At 62.5% G+C, this 15,706-nt stretch carries 15 protein-coding genes and 1 pseudogene; 9 read left to right on the top strand and 7 right to left on the bottom strand.

Annotated features, from left to right (window positions below; genetic code table 11):
• Nucleotides 1-255 precede the first annotated feature (255 nt).
• Nucleotides 256-780: a carboxypeptidase regulatory-like domain-containing protein gene (locus tag LC531_RS03740; protein WP_223648985.1), complete on the top strand. Its 525-nt coding sequence runs from the start codon at nt 256-258 to the stop codon at nt 778-780.
• A 189-nt stretch (nt 781-969) separates the two neighbouring features.
• A complete protein-coding gene (locus LC531_RS03735; protein ID WP_223648984.1) occupies nt 970-3,585 on the top strand; it encodes a PAS domain-containing hybrid sensor histidine kinase/response regulator in 2,616 nt (871 codons plus the stop codon).
• 21 nt (nt 3,586-3,606) lie between these two features.
• On the opposite strand, the gene LC531_RS03730 is transcribed toward LC531_RS03735, so the two are convergent.
• Entirely contained in the window at nt 3,607-4,338 is a 732-nt protein-coding gene (locus LC531_RS03730; protein ID WP_223648983.1) for a LytR/AlgR family response regulator transcription factor, read from the bottom strand.
• Between the two features lie 243 nt (nt 4,339-4,581).
• Between LC531_RS03730 and LC531_RS03725 the strand changes: the two genes are divergently transcribed.
• Complete coding sequence (locus tag LC531_RS03725) at nt 4,582-5,553, top strand: glycoside hydrolase family 5 protein (protein ID WP_223648982.1); 972 nt, start codon at nt 4,582-4,584, stop codon at nt 5,551-5,553.
• Between the two features lie 86 nt (nt 5,554-5,639).
• Here the strand turns inward: LC531_RS03725 and LC531_RS03720 are convergent, their stop codons facing one another.
• Nucleotides 5,640-6,452 carry a PhzF family phenazine biosynthesis protein gene (locus LC531_RS03720; RefSeq protein ID WP_223648981.1) on the bottom strand — a complete coding sequence of 271 codons (813 nt, stop codon included), beginning with the start codon at nt 6,450-6,452 and terminating at the stop codon, nt 5,640-5,642.
• A 114-nt stretch (nt 6,453-6,566) separates the two neighbouring features.
• Nucleotides 6,567-6,797, bottom strand: a complete 231-nt coding sequence (locus LC531_RS03715; protein WP_223648980.1) for a hypothetical protein — start codon at nt 6,795-6,797, stop codon at nt 6,567-6,569.
• A gap of 82 nt (nt 6,798-6,879) precedes the next feature.
• On the opposite strand from LC531_RS03715, the gene LC531_RS03710 reads away from it, so the two are divergent.
• Together LC531_RS03710 and LC531_RS03705 are read left to right on the top strand one after the other, a co-directional pair.
• Nucleotides 6,880-7,785 carry a formate/nitrite transporter family protein gene (locus LC531_RS03710; RefSeq protein ID WP_223648979.1) on the top strand — a complete coding sequence of 302 codons (906 nt, stop codon included), beginning with the start codon at nt 6,880-6,882 and terminating at the stop codon, nt 7,783-7,785.
• A 99-nt stretch (nt 7,786-7,884) separates the two neighbouring features.
• Nucleotides 7,885-8,436: an NUDIX hydrolase gene (locus tag LC531_RS03705; RefSeq protein ID WP_223648978.1), complete on the top strand. Its 552-nt coding sequence runs from the start codon at nt 7,885-7,887 to the stop codon at nt 8,434-8,436.
• 25 nt (nt 8,437-8,461) lie between these two features.
• On the opposite strand, the gene LC531_RS03700 is transcribed toward LC531_RS03705, so the two are convergent.
• Together LC531_RS03700 and LC531_RS03695 are read right to left on the bottom strand one after the other, a co-directional pair.
• Nucleotides 8,462-9,601 (bottom strand): FAD-dependent oxidoreductase, encoded by a 1,140-nt coding sequence (locus LC531_RS03700; RefSeq protein WP_332874853.1) that lies wholly within the window; start codon nt 9,599-9,601, stop codon nt 8,462-8,464.
• A 41-nt stretch (nt 9,602-9,642) separates the two neighbouring features.
• Entirely contained in the window at nt 9,643-10,392 is a 750-nt protein-coding gene (locus LC531_RS03695) for a helix-turn-helix domain-containing protein (protein WP_223648977.1), read from the bottom strand.
• A gap of 181 nt (nt 10,393-10,573) precedes the next feature.
• On the opposite strand from LC531_RS03695, the gene LC531_RS03690 reads away from it, so the two are divergent.
• Both LC531_RS03690 and LC531_RS03685 read left to right on the top strand, forming a co-directional pair.
• Nucleotides 10,574-10,846 (top strand): hypothetical protein, encoded by a 273-nt coding sequence (locus LC531_RS03690; RefSeq protein ID WP_223648976.1) that lies wholly within the window; start codon nt 10,574-10,576, stop codon nt 10,844-10,846.
• Between the two features lie 111 nt (nt 10,847-10,957).
• A complete protein-coding gene (locus LC531_RS03685) occupies nt 10,958-11,731 on the top strand; it encodes a hypothetical protein (RefSeq protein ID WP_223648975.1) in 774 nt (257 codons plus the stop codon).
• Nucleotides 11,732-11,758: 27 nt separating this feature from the next.
• Here the strand turns inward: LC531_RS03685 and LC531_RS03680 are convergent, their stop codons facing one another.
• Nucleotides 11,759-12,892, bottom strand: a complete 1,134-nt coding sequence (locus LC531_RS03680) for a spore photoproduct lyase family protein (protein ID WP_223648974.1) — start codon at nt 12,890-12,892, stop codon at nt 11,759-11,761.
• Between the two features lie 156 nt (nt 12,893-13,048).
• Here LC531_RS03680 and LC531_RS03675 point away from each other — a divergent pair, with 156 nt between their 5' ends.
• Complete coding sequence (locus LC531_RS03675; RefSeq protein ID WP_223648973.1) at nt 13,049-13,564, top strand: 2'-5' RNA ligase family protein; 516 nt, start codon at nt 13,049-13,051, stop codon at nt 13,562-13,564.
• A gap of 57 nt (nt 13,565-13,621) precedes the next feature.
• Here LC531_RS03675 and LC531_RS03670 read toward each other — a convergent pair whose 3' ends face one another.
• Nucleotides 13,622-14,020: a BLUF domain-containing protein gene (locus LC531_RS03670; protein ID WP_336245489.1), complete on the bottom strand. Its 399-nt coding sequence runs from the start codon at nt 14,018-14,020 to the stop codon at nt 13,622-13,624.
• A 158-nt stretch (nt 14,021-14,178) separates the two neighbouring features.
• Between LC531_RS03670 and LC531_RS03665 the strand changes: the two are divergent.
• Nucleotides 14,179-15,696: pseudogene (locus tag LC531_RS03665) on the top strand (malate:quinone oxidoreductase); the annotation flags it as partial.
• Nucleotides 15,697-15,706: the final 10 nt, after the last annotated feature.

Raw genomic sequence — 15,706 nt, 5'->3', positions numbered from 1 at the left:
CGTCGAAGCCTTCTGCCCCTTGTGGGCGGAAGGCTTTTTTACTGTTTTTATACTTTTGACTGCCCAGCATGACTATCCAGTAAATTGGATTAAGCGTAGGAATTGTTAGTTTTTATTGACCCGCATTTACCAGCTACTGGGCTAGTAAATGGTACCATTCAGCTAGCGACTGACAAACTGCTACTTGTCATCAACTACTTTTAGTACAGTAATTCCTACCGGGAATACTATTTACGCTTACTACCTCACTCTGCTATGCTAAGCCTTCGCTCTTCTTTTGCCGCTTTCGTTGCTGGTTCCCTGCTTCTGGCCGGACCTGCACAGGCGGTTCGCACGCAGCCAGCCGGCCAGAAAACTGACCGGCCAGCTACCATTGCCCGCCGAGGTGCGACGGCCCGGCCGGGAGCAGCCAAAGCGGCTGCCCCGGCTGGTAGCAGGGTAGCCCGGCATTCGGCCGGCCACGCCGCCAAGCACGCTACCCCCGCCGTTGCCACCGTGCCCCCGGCCGCCGCGCCCGCCGTCTTGGCCGAGGCCCCCAAGCTGGTTAACCTGACCGGCCGGGTGCTCGATACCAAGGGGCGGCCCTACCCCGGCGTGAGCGTTTTTCCGACCACCAATACGCACCAGGTTACTGTGACCGATGCGCAGGGAAATTTCCAGCTGCAAGTGCCGGCCCAAACGGCCATGAGCCTGCAAGCCGACTATTTTGGCGTGGGCAGCAGCCGGGTTGCCATTGATGGCAACACGACCCAGCCCCTGCGCATCGTGGTGGGCCGCTGAGCCGCCCGGCTGGCCAAAGCGTTTATTTTCTGTGCCTTCAGCTCCTTTCCTCTCGGAAAGGAGCTTTTTTTTGTGCCAACACTGGAGGCTAGCGCGATTTTTGGATGGGCTGAATTAGCAGCCAGCCAGTCGCACGGGGCGCAGCTATTTTAACGTACTTACTGGTTCTTATCTTATCCTTATCCCACTATGGCCGTTCTACCCCTGCCTACCCCTGCTGCCCCGACTAACACCTGCGCTACCCCTTCGCCGCGCTTGCTGGCCAGTATGCCCGAGCACAATCCCAACCCCGTGGTGTGCCTCACAACCGGGGGCCGGCAATTATATGCTAATCCCGCCGCTATGGCCTTCACGCACAGCCTGCCCCGCGCCGAGCAAGTGCGGCTGCGCCAGCAGTTGCGCGCCCTGGCCGCGGCTCCTCCCCCCGGCGGCGAGCAGGATGTGCAGCTGGGCGAGCGGTACTTTCACCTGCACGTGGTGGCCGCCCCCACCGAAGACGGCGTGATGCTGTACCTGGCCGAAACCACGGCCCGCGTGCGGGCCGAGCAGCAGCTGGCCGAGCAGCAGGCGTTTATCAGTGCCATTCTGGATGCTACCCCCAGCAATATCTTCGTGCGTGATGAGGCGGGCAATTTCGCGTTTGAGAACCAGGCGGCTTCTACCCTGCGCCAGCTCACGGGCTACCTGCACCACACCCACGCCCAGGCCCCTACCCCCCGCCAGGCCGCTGAGCAGGCCCAGTACCTGGCCACCGACGCGCGCGTGCTGGCCAGCGGCGAGCAGCTGACGACCGAGGCCGCCGTGACGCTGGCCTCGGGCGAGGTGCGTCACTTTCACGTAGTGAAGCGCCTGCTGGCCCGCCCTAATGGCTCGCGGCAGGTGCTGGTGGTGAGCACCGACATTACGCCGCAGCGGGAGGCGGCCCTGGCCCTGGCCCGGCGCGAAAAGCAGTACCGCGACCTGATGATGCACTCGCAGGCCCTCATCTGCACCCACGACCTGGACGGCCGCCTGCTCTCGGCCAACCCCGCCGTGGCTGAGCTGCTGCACCTGCCGCTGGCCACGCTGCCCGGCCGGTACCTGCGCTCGCTGTGCGCCCTAGAGCACGAGCCGGGGGTAGGCCAGTACCTGGCGCATTTCGCTACCACCGATAGCCAGCGCGGCATGATGGCCCTCACCTGCGAAGGCAGGGCCAAGCGCTACCTGCTCTACGACAACCACGTGGTGCGCGAGCCCGGCCAGCCGCCCTACGTTATTGGCTACGGGCAGGACATTACGGAGCGGGTGCTGGCCGAGCGCGAGCTGCGGCGCGCCAAGGCTGCCGCCGAAGTCGCGGTGCGGGCCCGCGAAAACTTCCTGGCCAATATCAGCCACGAGATTCGCACGCCGCTCAACGGGGTGCTGGGCATGGCCAGCCAACTGGCCAAAACCACGCTCGACTCGCGGCAGCAGGAGTTTGTACGCACCATTCGGCACGCGGGGCAGCACTTGCTGCACGTGATTAATGATGTGCTCGACATGGCCAAAATCAGCTCGGGCAAGCTGGAGCTGGAAGCCGTGGCTTTTAACCTCTGCGACTCAATGGGCGAAGCCATTCGGCCGCTACTGGTGCAGGCCCAGGAAAAGGGCCTGCACGTGGCTGGCACGCCGCTGCGCACCACCTGCGCCTACCCCTGGGTACTCGGCGACCCGCACCGCCTCAACCAGATTCTGATTAACCTGGTCGCCAACGCCATCAAGTTTACGGAGCCCGGCGGGCGCATCGTCGTTATTGGCGAGCAGCTAGCCGAAACCACCACCACGCTCACCGTGCGCTTTACGGTGGAGGACACCGGCATTGGCATCGCGCCCGACAAGCAGGAAGTGATTTTTGAGGGCTTTACCCAGGCATATTCCGACACCACCCGGCGCTTTGGCGGCACGGGCCTGGGCCTGAGCATTTCGCGGGCGCTGGTCGAGCAGCTGGGCGGGCAGCTCACGCTGTGCAGCGCGCCGGGCCAGGGCAGCACCTTCGCCTTCGTGCTCACGCTACCCAAGGCCGACGGCCCCGCCCCGGCCCAACTGCCCGATGCCTATGACACCGGCGCGCTGCGCGGCCGCCGCCTGCTGGTGGTCGAAGACAATGAGATAAACCGCACCGTAGCCCGCCTACTTTTTGAGGGCTGGGGCGCGGCGGTAGACGAGGCGGAGGATGGCCTGGCCGGCGTGCACCAGGTGCGCGACGCGGCCCTACCCTACGACCTGGTGCTGATGGACATTCAGCTGCCGGGCCTGAACGGGCTCGATGCCACGGCCGCCATCCGGGCCCTGCCCGACCCGGCGCGGGCCGGGCTGCCCATTGTGGCCCTGACCGCCAATGCCTTTCGGGCCAACCGCGACCAGTACCTGGCGGCGGGCATGAACGCCTGCCTGGCCAAGCCCTTCGAGGAAGAGGAAGTGTACCGTACCCTGGTGCGGCTGCTGCCGCCCGTGGCCGCCCCGGCCAGCTACGACCTCACCAAGCTGCGCGCCCTGGCGCGGGGCCGCGAGGAGTTCGTGGTTAAAATCATCCAATCGTTTTTGCGCAATATGCCCGGTAGCGTGGCCCGGCTGCAAGAAGCAGCAGCTGTGGGCCACTGGGACGAGGCAGCCCGCATCGTGCACCACATCAAGCCCGGCCTCGAGTCGTTGGGTATCAGCCAGGTAGCTGTGGCCGTGCAGCAGCTCGAAGCCGCCGCCCCGGCCAGCTACCCGCGCCTACCCGCCGCCGCCACCCAGCTCGTGGCCCAGGTGCAGCTAGCATTGCGTGAGCTGGTGAATGAGTGAAAGAACATAATGCTGACCGTTTTACAAGCTTTTTAAGTGACGGGAAAACTCCTCCTGGTAGGACTTACCGACGGGAATGAGGTGGCTGCCGAGCTTCAGCATGTGGTCTTCGACGGCCTCAATACGGCGCAGGTTGACGATGTAGGAGCGGTGCACCCGCACGAAGTGGGCGAAGGGCAGGCGCTCGCCTAAGGCCTTGAGGGTGAGGTAGACAATATGTTTCTGGGTGGTCGTGACCAGTACCGAATAGGTTGAGAGCGCCTCGATGTAGAGTACGTCATCGAAGTTAATTTTGATGGAGCGGGTGCCCACCTTCACGAACAGCTCGGGCGCAGGCTCGGGGGGCGCGGGGGCCGTGGCGGGGGGTAGGGCAGGCACCGCGGCCCGCGCCGCCAGCACCTTGGCAATGGCCTGGTTGAAGCGCACCAGCTCGACGGGCTTCACCAGGTAGTCAACCACTTGCAGCTCGAAGGCGGCCACCGCGAAGTCGTGGTAGGTAGTTACCAGAATGATGGCCGGGGCAGGGCGGGGCAGCAGGCGCGCCAGTTCCAGCCCGTTGAGGGTGGGCATCTCCACGTCGAGCAGCAGCAGGTCGCAGCGCCCTCCCTGGCGGAAGTACGTCAGGGTTTCGAGGCCGCCGGGCAGTGAGGCCACCAGCACTAGCTCGGGCGTCAGGTCTACCAGGTGCTCCAGGGTGAGGCGGTTGATTTCGTTGTCATCAACAATAATGCAGGTCAGGGGCGCGGATTGCATCAGTAAATAAGGCTAGTGAAGGCCGTCGGCAGCTCTCAACGCGGCTCAAGCTAAGGCAAAGATATTGCCTACCCGCCGGGCGGCGTGGCCCCGGCCAGCCGCGTGCCAGGACCCGCCCCTACCCCTTACCAAACCCGCGTTATTAAGGCAAAAGAATGATAAATCCCTATTAACCAGAGCTTTTTATTGGGTTCTACCTTGCGGCTGTATTCGTTTCATTTCCCACCCTTCATTTCGCTACCCATGCGTACCATCCTTGGGCTTACCCCACCGGTAAGCCATTCTTCCCTCTCGCGCCTGGCCGGCTTGCTGCTGGCCGGGGCCGGCACCCTGCTCAGTGGCTGCGCAGCCCACGATGCGGCCCCTACCCCCCTGGCCGCCGCCACTGGCACGGCCGACCTCACCGCTGGCCTCGGCAACGGGGTCAACCTACAGCCCTCGTACTATAACGGCGGCAACCCCAATTTTGGCTTCTCGCTGATGAAGCAGCAATCCAAAATCAAGACCGTGCGCATCGAGATTGAGCCGGGCTACGAGACTCAGGCCAAAGGCTGGATTTCCCAGGCCAAAAGCAACGGGTTCGCCGTCATCGCTACTTACCATAAGTCGTCGGTGCTGGGCTCGGATAACACGGGCGAGCTGGCGACGGCCGGCAACTGGTGGAAAGCCAATTATAAGACGCTGGGCGGCAACTTCACGATTAACCTGATGAACGAGTGGGGCAGCCACAACATCTCGTCCAACACCTACGCGGCGGCCTACAACAGCGCCATCAGCAGCGTGCGCAGCGTGTATAGCGGCCCGATTATCATCGACATTCCTGGTTATGGCCAGGAAACGGCCACGGCCGCGGCGGCCGTGAAAGGCACGGGCGGCACTAAAATCAACGACACCAACATCATCCTGTCGGCGCACGTGTACCCCAACGGCTACAACCAGGGCAAAGGGCACACGCTGCAAAACGCCGACCTCGACGACCTGGGGTCGGCCGGGCGGCCCTGCATTATCGGTGAGTTCGGCAATTCGCCCTCTGGCGCCGCGAACTGGTCGGGCATCGTAAGCTACGCTAAATCGAAGGGCTGGACCGTGCTGGGCTGGTGCTGGAACGGCGACGGTGGCAGCATGAACATGGTAACCCCCTCGTGGTCGTCCAACGCCACTGCTACCTCGTTCTCGCTCAGCTCGTACTTCAACACGGTGTATAACCTACTGTAAAGCAGAAGTTTAGTAGACAGTCCTTCGCGGGTAGCGGGTAGCTCTTTCAATCACCGAAGAGCTATTCGCTACCCGCGAAGGACTTTTCACAGCTGCACGTCGCCGCGCAAAAATGTGACCGCGTAGCCGCCGATGTCCACCCGGTCGCCGCGCAGGCGGCACCACAGCTCGCCGCCCCGCGCCGATTCCTGGCGGGCAAACAGCTCGGTTTTACCCAGCTTTTCGGCCCAGAAGGGGATGAGCGTACTGTGCGCCGAGCCGGTAACCGGGTCTTCGGGCACGCCCACCTCGGGCGCGAAAAAGCGCGACACGAAATCGACCGCGCCGCTACCCGGCGCGGTGGCAATGAGGCCGATGTAGCCCAGGCCTTCGAGCGCCGCGAAGTCGGGGCGCAGGGCCAATACTTCGTCGGCGTGGGCAAACTCGACCACCAAATCGCGCGAGGCCAGCACGGCCAGCGGCGTGGCCGCGCCGGGCCCCAGCGCGTGCATCAGCACGTCGGGGTGTTCGGGGGGGGGTAGGGCGCGGGGCGGGCGGCTAGGGAAGTCGAGCACCAGGCGGCCATCGGCCTCGCGGCGCACTTTCAGCAGGCCGCTTTTGCTTTGAAACGTGATTTCGGGCTTGGCGTAGCCGCGCTCCTGCCAAAGCACGTGGGCCGAAGCCAGCGTGGCGTGGCCGCAGAGGTCAATCTCGAAGGTAGGCGTGAACCAGCGCAGATGAAAATCGGCCTCCTCGCCGGGTAGGGGCACAAAAAAGGCTGTTTCGGCCAGGTTATTTTCGGCCGCGATGAGTTGCATGGTTTCGGCGGGCAGCCATTCGGCAAGCGGGCATACGGCGGCCGGGTTGCCGGTGAAGGGCCGACGTGCGAAGGCATCGACCTGGTAGATGGGAATAGTCATACTTGAGAAGAAAGCAAAGATTCTGGAAAACGTGGCGGGTAGCACCGCTACCGCCGGAGGCCGCAAAGATGCGCCACTCCGGCCACCGCCCGCTAGTTTCTCACCGCTACCTACTTAGCGGGCTGCCTGCGCCAACACGACTTCCAGGATGCGGGCGGCCTTGTCGGAGCCCAGGAGTTGGTCGAATTCGGGCGAGGCCAGAATCTGCTGCGTCACGGCGAGCGAGGTGACGATGCTGTGGCCCAGCACACTGGGGCCAGTGAGCGTGAAGCCACCCTCGTGCAAGGTCGTGTTTACCAATACGGTGGCGGAATGAGCAGTGAGTACTTGCCGAAAAGTAGCCATTGAAGCGAGGGGTAAATGAAAGCCGCAAGCTAATTGCGGCCGGCGAATGGCCCCGGCATTTCCTTTTGCGTTTAAGCACTTTATGCAGTCCCCTACCCCTACCCCCCCCGCCAAGCCTACCCCCCCCGCCGAGGATGGGCAGGACCCGGCCAAGAAGCCCAAAGAGCAGCGAAACAAGCAGGAGCAGAACGCGGTAGAGGAGCAGGAAGCAGAGGAGCGCAGCGCACCTTCGGGCAAGGTTATTTACAAGGCCATCGTATCGGAGGGCACCGAGGAGCTGAAGCGCTCGTCGGCGGCACTGTTCTGGTCGGGGCTGGCGGCGGGTCTTTCCATGAGCTTTTCGATGGTTGCCGAGGGCCTGCTGATGCGCTACCTGCCCAACGCCACCTGGCAGCCACTGGTGGCCAGCCTGGGCTACAGCCTGGGCTTTGTCATCGTGGTGCTGGGCCGGCAGCAGCTTTTCACTGAAAACACGCTTACGCCCATTTTGCCACTGTTGCAGGAGCGTACCTGGGAGTGCCTGCGCAACGTGGGCCGGCTATGGGGCGTTGTGCTGGCAGCCAACCTAGTAGGTGCCGCCCTGATAGGGCTTGCCATTGCTCACTCATCAGCTTTTGAGCCGGAGGTGAAGGCGGAGTTTGCGCGCATGGGCCACACGGCACTCAGCCACGACTTCGCTACCACGCTGGTGCGGGGCGTATTCGCGGGCTGGCTTATTGCCTTGATGGTCTGGCTATTACCCTTTGCTGAAGAAGGACGTTTCTGGGTTATTATTTTCATCACCTACTTCGTGGGCGTAGCGCACTTCAGCCACGTTATCGCGGGCGCGGTGGAGGTTTTTACCCTGGCCGCGATGGGCCAGACGGGCTGGGGCACGGCGCTGGGCAGCTTCGTGGTGCCGGCGCTGCTGGGCAACATCCTGGGCGGCCTGGCCCTGGTAGCGGCCCTCAACTACGCGCAGGTAACGGCCGGTGAGGAGAGCAACTAAGTAGCTGGTGACTTCAGCAAAAGAAGATTGTTCCTGCTTCGCGGCGCTCGTAAGGACAGATGATTTCACGAAAGCCTATCAGCCACCAGCTAAAAAAACATGCCGCTCGAACCCTGGCAGACGCTCCGCTCCGAACTTGTGTTTGACCACCCTTGGTACCAGCTGCGGCGCGACCATGTGCGCCTGCCCGGCGGCCAGGAGCTTGACGATTACTTCGTGAGCGTGCGGCCCCACGTGGTGCTCACTTTCCCGCTTACGACTGATAATCAAGTGGTTTTTGTGCGGCAGTACAAGCACGCCGCCGGCCAGATACTGCTGGAGCTTCCCGGCGGCGTGGTAGACGCGGGCGAAACCTCCGTGGCCGCCGCAGCCGCCCGCGAGCTGCTCGAGGAAACCGGCTACGCCCCGCCCCTACCCCCCGAGCCGCTGCTCGACGTGTACGATAACCCCACCAAGGACACCAACCAGAGTTCGTTTTTCCTGGCCCGCGACGTGCGCCCGGTGGCTGCCCAGCACCTCGACCCCACCGAGAACATTGAGGTAGTGCTGGTGCCGCTGGCCGAGGTCGAAGGGCTGGTTTTACGGGGCGATATCCGGGTGTCGGGCTCGGTGGCGCTGTGCCTGCTGGCGTTGCGGCGGTTGGCGGGGTAGCCAGGCTAGCGGCGGCGGCTGGCTTTTAGTGCCCGCTCATCATCGTCAGCAGGTCGGTTATGGGGTCCGCGCCGTGCAGCATCTCGGTCGAGTCCAGGGTCAGCCGGGTAACTTCCGACGTTCGCTGCCGCATCTGCTTTTCGTAGGCGGCGATGGCAGTTTGCACGTCCTCAAAAGGGCGGTCCGTCAGGCATTCGGCCAGCTCAAAGGCATCCTGCATGGCCATATTTACGCCCTCCCCGGCGTAGGGCGGCATGCGGTGAGCGGCATCGCCCAGCATGGTCAGGTTGGGAAGCGCCGCCCACTCCTGCGCCAGGGGAAAATGATATTGCGGACGCGGAATAAACCACGCCTCCGGGCTAATAAATAATTCCTGCCAAATATTATTCCACGAGCCAAAATCCTTTTTAAACCACTCGGTAACCTGCGCCCGGTCGGCGAAGTCAATACCACTTTGCCGCACCCAGTTTTCCGGCACCTTACACCCGGTATAAAAAGACAAGCTACCCTCGCCTTTCGCGCTCAGAATAAGCGATTGCTCGTCGCCAAAAGCAAAAACTTTCCCGCCGTTGGCCAGGCTCCACAGGTTCGGCGCGTTTTTCTCCGCGTGGTACACGTTGCCCTCCACAATGGTAACGCCCGAATAAAGGGGCTGAATAGCCGTGATGTAGGGGCGAATTTTTGAATTTGCGCCGTCGGCGGCAATCACGAGGTCCGCGTAAGCAGATGAGCCATTTTTGAAGGATAAGCGCCAGCCGTCCTTTTCCTTTTCCATCGAGGCAAACTGGCTATTCCAAACCACGGTGCCGCCGGCCAGAGATTCCAGCAGAATATGGCGCAAAGGCCCCCGGTCAATCTCCGGGCGCTGGTCGCCAGCATCCTCCGCAAACAGCTCATCCATTACGCTTGCGGCGTGCTTATCCACTATCCGCAGCCGGCCCGCTTCCGGGCGGTGATTAGCATAAAACGCCTCCAGCAAGCCCGCCCGCCGCAGGGCTTCCAGCCCGGATTCTTCGTGCAGGTCGAGCGTGGCCCCCTGCATTCGCACGTCCTGGCTAGCGTCTCGCTCATAGACGTTTACCACCGCGCCTTTGAGCTGTAAGAGCCGGGCTAAGGTTAGTCCGCCCGGCCCGCCGCCCACGACGGCGATTTTTTTGTCTTGCATCAGCATATCACAAAATCTTATGTACGACCCAAAGGTATTTTTCAAAGCAAGGTGGAAAATTGTATGAATCGGTCGTTTTGATTTCGGCTAAGGTCTTTGGGCAGCACGCCAGACAGCTTTTTAATTTCCCTGATGAAATGCGACTGGTCGGCAAAGCTTTGCTGCGGAAACAACTTACCCGCTTTGAGGTGCTGAAAAGAAGCCCGAAAGCGCAGAATGCTGCTGTATTTTTTCAAGGATAACCCGTATTGCTGATTGAAATAGCGATTAATTTGCCGGCTACTCCAACCTACTTGCTCAGCCAGCTCCCGCACGGCGCAGCAGCCGTTTGAAGCATAGAGCAGGTCAAAAAGCTTACGCTTTCGGCCGTCAATTTCCTGCGGTAAAAGTGCCCTGATTCTTTGAGTGGATTTTTGGCAAAAAAGGTCAAAATCAGCCAAATCGGCCGCCGTGAAATCCCAAAAACCAGCAGGCAGGTTTTTTGCGCTATTTAATAAGCCGGAAACTGAGTCGTGAAAAATATATTCCGTTGCCAGCAGCTTGAAGCTGATGACGAACATCTGGGTTTTAGCCGTTAAAACCGCTTGGTCGGGCCGCGTGCCTACCCCCAGCAACGTCGCCTGCACAGGGCCGGTAGCTGATGGAGAGAAAATTAAATCAATTCGCCCGTCGGGCAACACAATAATCTCCTTGTCGCTATTCGCTTGGTTGCCTAACCGCCAAAAGCTTTCCACGAAGTCCGCCAGCGCTTCGTCGGGCGCGACCCATCTATAATCCAGGTCATTCGTCATCGGCCTCCCTTCATCCGTAATTTACCGCTTTTACATAACGCCCGATAGCCGGAAATATTTTAGCTTTATTTTCGAGCTTGACGCGCTGCTGCTGAGCGTGTTCCTGAGCAGCGCTAGCTACGCACATTACCACGCAGGCGACGTAGCCCGCAAATTCTTCCTACCCCTCGCTATTTCTCCGATGCCTACCGACTACCAACCCATCGCCTGCGGCTTCTACGACGAGCTGGAGGCCGCGGCCACCCGCCGAAAGCAGGTGTACCTGCAATATTTCAACGATTTGCGGCAGCTTTGCCAGGGCACTACGAGCATTAAGACCTTCGTCACCCGCGAGCAGGCCGAGTATGCCGTGCTGGCCTCGGGCGAGGAAATCCGCCTCGACCACATTATTAGAATTGATGACACGCCCGCGCCAGGGTTTGCGGAATACCCTGATTTTCGGAGTGGGTGCTAGCCCGCCACCGCTCAGCTTCTTCAATGGTCCGGCTGGTTGTTGCGCAGCGCGGCGGAGAGCGCTAGGTTTGCGGGCGCGGCCGGCCGTTCGGGCGCTTTTCTTTTACCGCCTATGTCGCTTCGGAGCTTTTTAGTTACGCTGGTAGTGCTCACCGGGCTGCTGCTGCTCATATTCTTTGGGTTGCAGCTATTGCATGTTTCCACCGGCCGGCTGGTTGACTGGCTGACGGGCCTGGGGGTGCTGTGGTGGCTGGCCGCCGTCCTAATTCTGCCCTGGAATGCCCATTTTGCCGCGCTGGCCGTGGTGGAGCAAGCCCGCGATGCGGAGGCCCACGGCATTGCCGTTGACTCCGACACGGTGGCCTTCGCCCGGCGAGTGGCCAGCCGCTTCAAGCTGCTGGCTATTGGGTTGCACTTGGCTACGGCCGCCACGCTGTTCGCGCTGGCTGCCTACCACGTGGTTCCGCTGGGCTATACGGCCGCCGTGGTCGCGCTGGCCCTGATGCTGGTGCGCCCCGCCGAGCGGGCCTACGAGCACCTGGCGGCCCGCCTGCGCAACATGGGCCAGCAAATTCGCTACCCGCGGGAAGACGTGGCGGAACTACGCGACCGGGTTAGTAGCCTGGAAAGCAGCGCCAAAGAACTGAAGCACGCGCTCGACATCAACCGGGAAGGCTCCTGGGCTTACAACCAAGACCTTACCCTGGCCGCGATGCGTCAAACCATTGACCGCCTCGATGGCCGCCTCGAAGAGCTGACCCGCCTAAACGCCCGCGACCACGAAGCCCTGGCCCGCCAGACCGTCACCGAAATCAGCCGCCTTTCCGAGGATGCCCGCTTTCTCAACCAGGTGCGCGAGCTGATTAGCTTCTGGAAGCAGGCGTAACGAGGAGCGCGACCGGGCGCTTACCCCCTACGTCCAGTACTGCACCGGCGCGTGCGGAAAACGGCGCTGCCACTCGGCATAAAACCAAGCCTTTAGCTCTCGCATCGTGGGCAGGTCGTACACGTACTTGAGGCCACCGAACTTATTGCGCTTCACGGTGCGGGTGCTTTCTTCGAGGTCGAGGCTGGTGTTGGGGTACCAGCCGAGCAGCACTTCTTTCGAGCCGGGCGTGAAGCGATGGGTGATGAACTCCACGGTGAGGTCGAGGCCGGGCACGTCGGCCAGCGCCGCGTGCAGGCGGTCGAGCAGCTCGCCGTAGTGCTGCCGCCAGTCGGGCAGCGGCATAATGGGGGCCAGCACTACGCCCACCGGGTAGCCGCCGCCACCCTGGGCCACCGGCAGCGCCAGCCGCCGCAACGCTTGAATGCGCGCCTCGATACTAGCCGTGCCGCCCTCCAGCTGCCGGGCCAGTGGCTCGGCATTGAGCGAGGCGCGGGCGCGGGTGTGGCCATTATGCGGTAGGCCCAGCAGGCTTTCTACGTGGTCGTATTTACTCACGAAGCGCAGCCTACCCCCCTCGCGGCCAGCGAAGTAGCGCACCGTTTCGGCCAGCGCGCCGGTAAGGTGCTCGATGCCCAGCACGTCGGTGTAGCAGCTGGCCTCGAAGCTCACGGGGCGGTCGGCGCGCTCGTAGGCCTGGGTGTTTTCGAGTAGCTTAGGCAGGTTGGCGAAGGCACGCACTACGGGCGGGCCGCTGAGGCTGCCGGCCAGGTAGCAGTACTGGCAGTGCGCGGGGCAGCCCTCGGCGAGGTTGAGCTGGTAGTCGGCCGAGGGGGGGGTAGGCTGGAGGCGCAACGCGCCGGCGGGCGCGTTTACCACGGCCAGCGTGGTTTTGGCGGTGCGGTAGGTGGCGCGCTCGTCGTCGCCGCGCAGGCCGGTGAGGCGGTTACTTTTCAGCAATTCTATGTCCAGATTGAGGGCCGTAGCGCGGGCCAGGATTTGCTGGCCGTAGTCTTCATCGAGGGCCGCCGGAGTGAAGAGCACGCGCTTGGGCAGCCAGAGCTTCGCCCCGTGGGTGCGAGGCGCGGCCGCTTCCAACGAGGCGGGTAGCAGGGCGGGCGCGGGGGCGTTGAGAACGGGCAAAAAGAGGTCAGTCTGCATAGCTTATTAAACGCCTGCCTGCCTAAAATGGGTCGAATTTCGTCCTTTTAGTCATCGATTTTTAGCACTGACTTATAGATAGTTGCCGAGCAAAACTCATTTTTTTTCAGTATCCCTAAGCGAGCGCCGCGGCCCATTTTTGCGTATAGCCGGGCCATGCCCAATTCTGCTCCCCTTATTCTTACGCTCTTGCTCGACGCGGCCAGCCAGGCTTTTTTTGACGAGCAGCGGCGGCGCTATTTTCCGCCCAAAATCAACTACCTCAGCGCGCACCTCACGCTCTTCCACGCCTTGCCGGGGGCGGAGGAAGCCGCCATCATAGCCGACCTGGCCGAAGCCGCGGCCAACGAGCCCGGCCCCCTACCTCTGCGCGTGACGGGCCTCAAATTCATGGGCCGGGGCGTGATGTATACGCTCGACAACCCTACCCTACCGGCCCTGCACCGGCGCTTGCAGCGGCAGTGGCAGCCCTGGCTATCGGCCCAGGATAGCCAGAGCCTGCGGCCCCACATTACGGTGCAAAACAAGGTGGACCCCGCCGTAGCCCGCGCCCTGCTGGCCGAGCTAAGCGCTGGTTTTAAGGCTTTTGAGGCGCTGGGTACCGGCCTGGCGCTGTGGGCCTACCGCGGCGGGCCGTGGGAGCGGCGGCAGGTTTTTGAGTTTGGGCAGTAGCGCGCAGCTTCCACTCCGCCTCACTTTCTAAACAAAGTACTGAGCCTCAAAACCGGGCTAAATCAACGCGGCTTGCGTGCTGCGCGCCAGAAACTCGCTCAGCACCTGCTGCACCGGCACGCCGACGGCAGTCAGCACGAGCTGCGGAGGCGTGAGGTAGCCGGGCACCTCGGGGTAGGCGGCGGGTAGGGGCGCAAAGCTCATGTGCCAGCCCTGAAACTCGCGCCAGCGCATGGGACCATCGGCCAGGATTTCGAGCCGGCCGTGGCGCGGGTCGGCCGCGATGCGGGCATAGAGGCGGCGCACGGCCGCCGGGCAGCCTTCCAGTACCTGGATAAACTGGCCCTCGCCGTACATCAGCACGCCCGTGATGCAGTTTCGCTCGTTGGCCAGGCGGCACTGCCTGAGCAGGTGCAGCAAGGCGGGCTCCTCAAACCGGGCAATCGCTTCGCTCACATACACGATACTGTGGTATTTTCCTACTTCACAATCCATAGTTGCTCATCACTCACTACCAGGGCCCGGCGCGCTTCGCCACGCGCTACTGGTAGTGTACTTCGCCAGCCCGCGCTGGCCGCTCCTACAAATCTACCGTATGCACCGGTACTTATCCTTTTCGCATGAACCTGAAGACTACTCCTGCCAAGCCGCTGACCGCCGACGTGGTGCTCGTGGGGGCCGGCATAATGAGCGCCACGCTGGGCGTTTTGCTTAAAGCGCTGGACCCTACCCTCACCCTGGCCGTGTACGAACGCCTCGACGCGGTGGCTGCCGAAAGCTCCGACGCCTGGAATAATGCCGGCACCGGCCACTCGGCTTTTTGCGAGCTCAACTACACGCCGCAGCTGCCCGATGGCAGCATCGACATTTCGAAGGCCGACAAGATAGCCGAGCAGTTTGAGTTGAGCAAACAGCTGTGGGCCAGCTTGGTGCAGACCGGCCAACTACCCGAACCAGCGGCTTTTATCCACAGCATTCCGCACATGAGCTTCGTGTGGGGTGCCGAAAACGTGGCGTATCTGCGCCGCCGCTACGAGGCGCTGCTGGTCTCGCCGCTGTTCAAGGGTATGGAATTCAGCGACGACCCAGCCCAGATTGCGGAGTGGATTCCGCTGGTGATGGCTGGCCGCGACCCAGCCCAGCCAGTGGCCGCCACGCGCATGGCCATTGGCACCGACGTCAACTTCGGCACCCTTACCCGCGCGCTGTTTGACCACCTGCGGCAGCAGCCGGGGGTAGCGTTTGAGTTGGGCCAGGAAATTGAAGATTTCCGCCACAAGGCCGACGGACTGTGGCGGGTGAAGGTGCGCGACCGGGCTACCGGCCAGAGCCGCAAGGTGCGCACGCGGTTCGTGTTTATTGGGGCCGGGGGCGGCTCGCTCACGCTGCTGGAGAAGTCGGATATTCCCGAGGCCAAGGGCTTCGGCGGCTTCCCGGTGAGCGGGCAGTGGCTAAAATGCACCCAGCCCGCCGTTATCGACCAGCACGATGCTAAGGTATACGGCAAGGCGGCCGTGGGCTCGCCGCCCATGTCGGTGCCCCACCTCGACACGCGCCAGATAAACGGCCAGCAGGAGCTGCTGTTCGGGCCCTACGCCGGCTTCAGCACCAAGTTTTTGAAGAAAGGCTCGTATGCCGACCTATTTCGCTCGATTGAGCTGGGCAACATTCGGCCGCTGCTGTACGCCGGGGCGCGCAATATTCCGCTCACGCGCTACCTCATCGGGCAGGTACTCCAGACGCCCGAGCAGCGCATCGCGGCCCTGCGCGAGTACTACCCCGAGGCCCGGCCCGAAGACTGGCAGCTCGAAATGGCCGGCCAGCGGGTGCAGGTTATTAAGAAGGATAAAAAGCAGGGCGGCGTGCTGGAATTTGGCACCGAAGTCGTGACCTCGGCCGATGGCTCCATTGCGGCGCTGCTCGGGGCTTCGCCGGGCGCGAGCACGGCCGTGAGCATCATGCTCGACTTGGTGCAGCGCTGCTTTCCCGAGCAGGCGGCCACGCCCGAGTGGCAGGCCACGTTTCATCGGCTGGTGCCGTCTTTTGGGCAGTCTCTGGCCAATAACCCGGCGCTGACGGCGGCCGTGCGGGCGCACTCGGCGCGGGTGCTGGGGCTGGAGAACGCAGTATGACGTTCTTTGA

This window comes from Hymenobacter psoromatis, from assembly GCF_020012125.1.
Taxonomy (GTDB): Bacteria; Bacteroidota; Bacteroidia; order Cytophagales; family Hymenobacteraceae; genus Hymenobacter; species Hymenobacter psoromatis.
Note: the sequence above shows the minus strand (reverse complement) of the source record. Positions and strands in the feature narration are given on the sequence as shown.

What these genes read in the sequence shown, in the direction of transcription:
- LC531_RS03740 (WP_223648985.1), top strand. Translation starts at nt 256, where the DNA reads ATGCTAAGCCTTCGCTCTTCTTTTGCCGCTTTCGTTGCTGGTTCCCTG.
- LC531_RS03735 (WP_223648984.1), top strand. Translation starts at nt 970, where the DNA reads ATGGCCGTTCTACCCCTGCCTACCCCTGCTGCCCCGACTAACACCTGC.
- LC531_RS03730 (WP_223648983.1), bottom strand. Translation starts at nt 4,338, where the DNA reads ATGCAATCCGCGCCCCTGACCTGCATTATTGTTGATGACAACGAAATC.
- LC531_RS03725 (WP_223648982.1), top strand. Translation starts at nt 4,582, where the DNA reads ATGCGTACCATCCTTGGGCTTACCCCACCGGTAAGCCATTCTTCCCTC.
- LC531_RS03720 (WP_223648981.1), bottom strand. Translation starts at nt 6,452, where the DNA reads ATGACTATTCCCATCTACCAGGTCGATGCCTTCGCACGTCGGCCCTTC.
- LC531_RS03715 (WP_223648980.1), bottom strand. Translation starts at nt 6,797, where the DNA reads ATGGCTACTTTTCGGCAAGTACTCACTGCTCATTCCGCCACCGTATTG.
- LC531_RS03710 (WP_223648979.1), top strand. Translation starts at nt 6,880, where the DNA reads ATGCAGTCCCCTACCCCTACCCCCCCCGCCAAGCCTACCCCCCCCGCC.
- LC531_RS03705 (WP_223648978.1), top strand. Translation starts at nt 7,885, where the DNA reads ATGCCGCTCGAACCCTGGCAGACGCTCCGCTCCGAACTTGTGTTTGAC.
- LC531_RS03700 (WP_332874853.1), bottom strand. Translation starts at nt 9,601, where the DNA reads ATGCAAGACAAAAAAATCGCCGTCGTGGGCGGCGGGCCGGGCGGACTA.
- LC531_RS03695 (WP_223648977.1), bottom strand. Translation starts at nt 10,392, where the DNA reads ATGACGAATGACCTGGATTATAGATGGGTCGCGCCCGACGAAGCGCTG.
- LC531_RS03690 (WP_223648976.1), top strand. Translation starts at nt 10,574, where the DNA reads ATGCCTACCGACTACCAACCCATCGCCTGCGGCTTCTACGACGAGCTG.
- LC531_RS03685 (WP_223648975.1), top strand. Translation starts at nt 10,958, where the DNA reads ATGTCGCTTCGGAGCTTTTTAGTTACGCTGGTAGTGCTCACCGGGCTG.
- LC531_RS03680 (WP_223648974.1), bottom strand. Translation starts at nt 12,892, where the DNA reads ATGCAGACTGACCTCTTTTTGCCCGTTCTCAACGCCCCCGCGCCCGCC.
- LC531_RS03675 (WP_223648973.1), top strand. Translation starts at nt 13,049, where the DNA reads ATGCCCAATTCTGCTCCCCTTATTCTTACGCTCTTGCTCGACGCGGCC.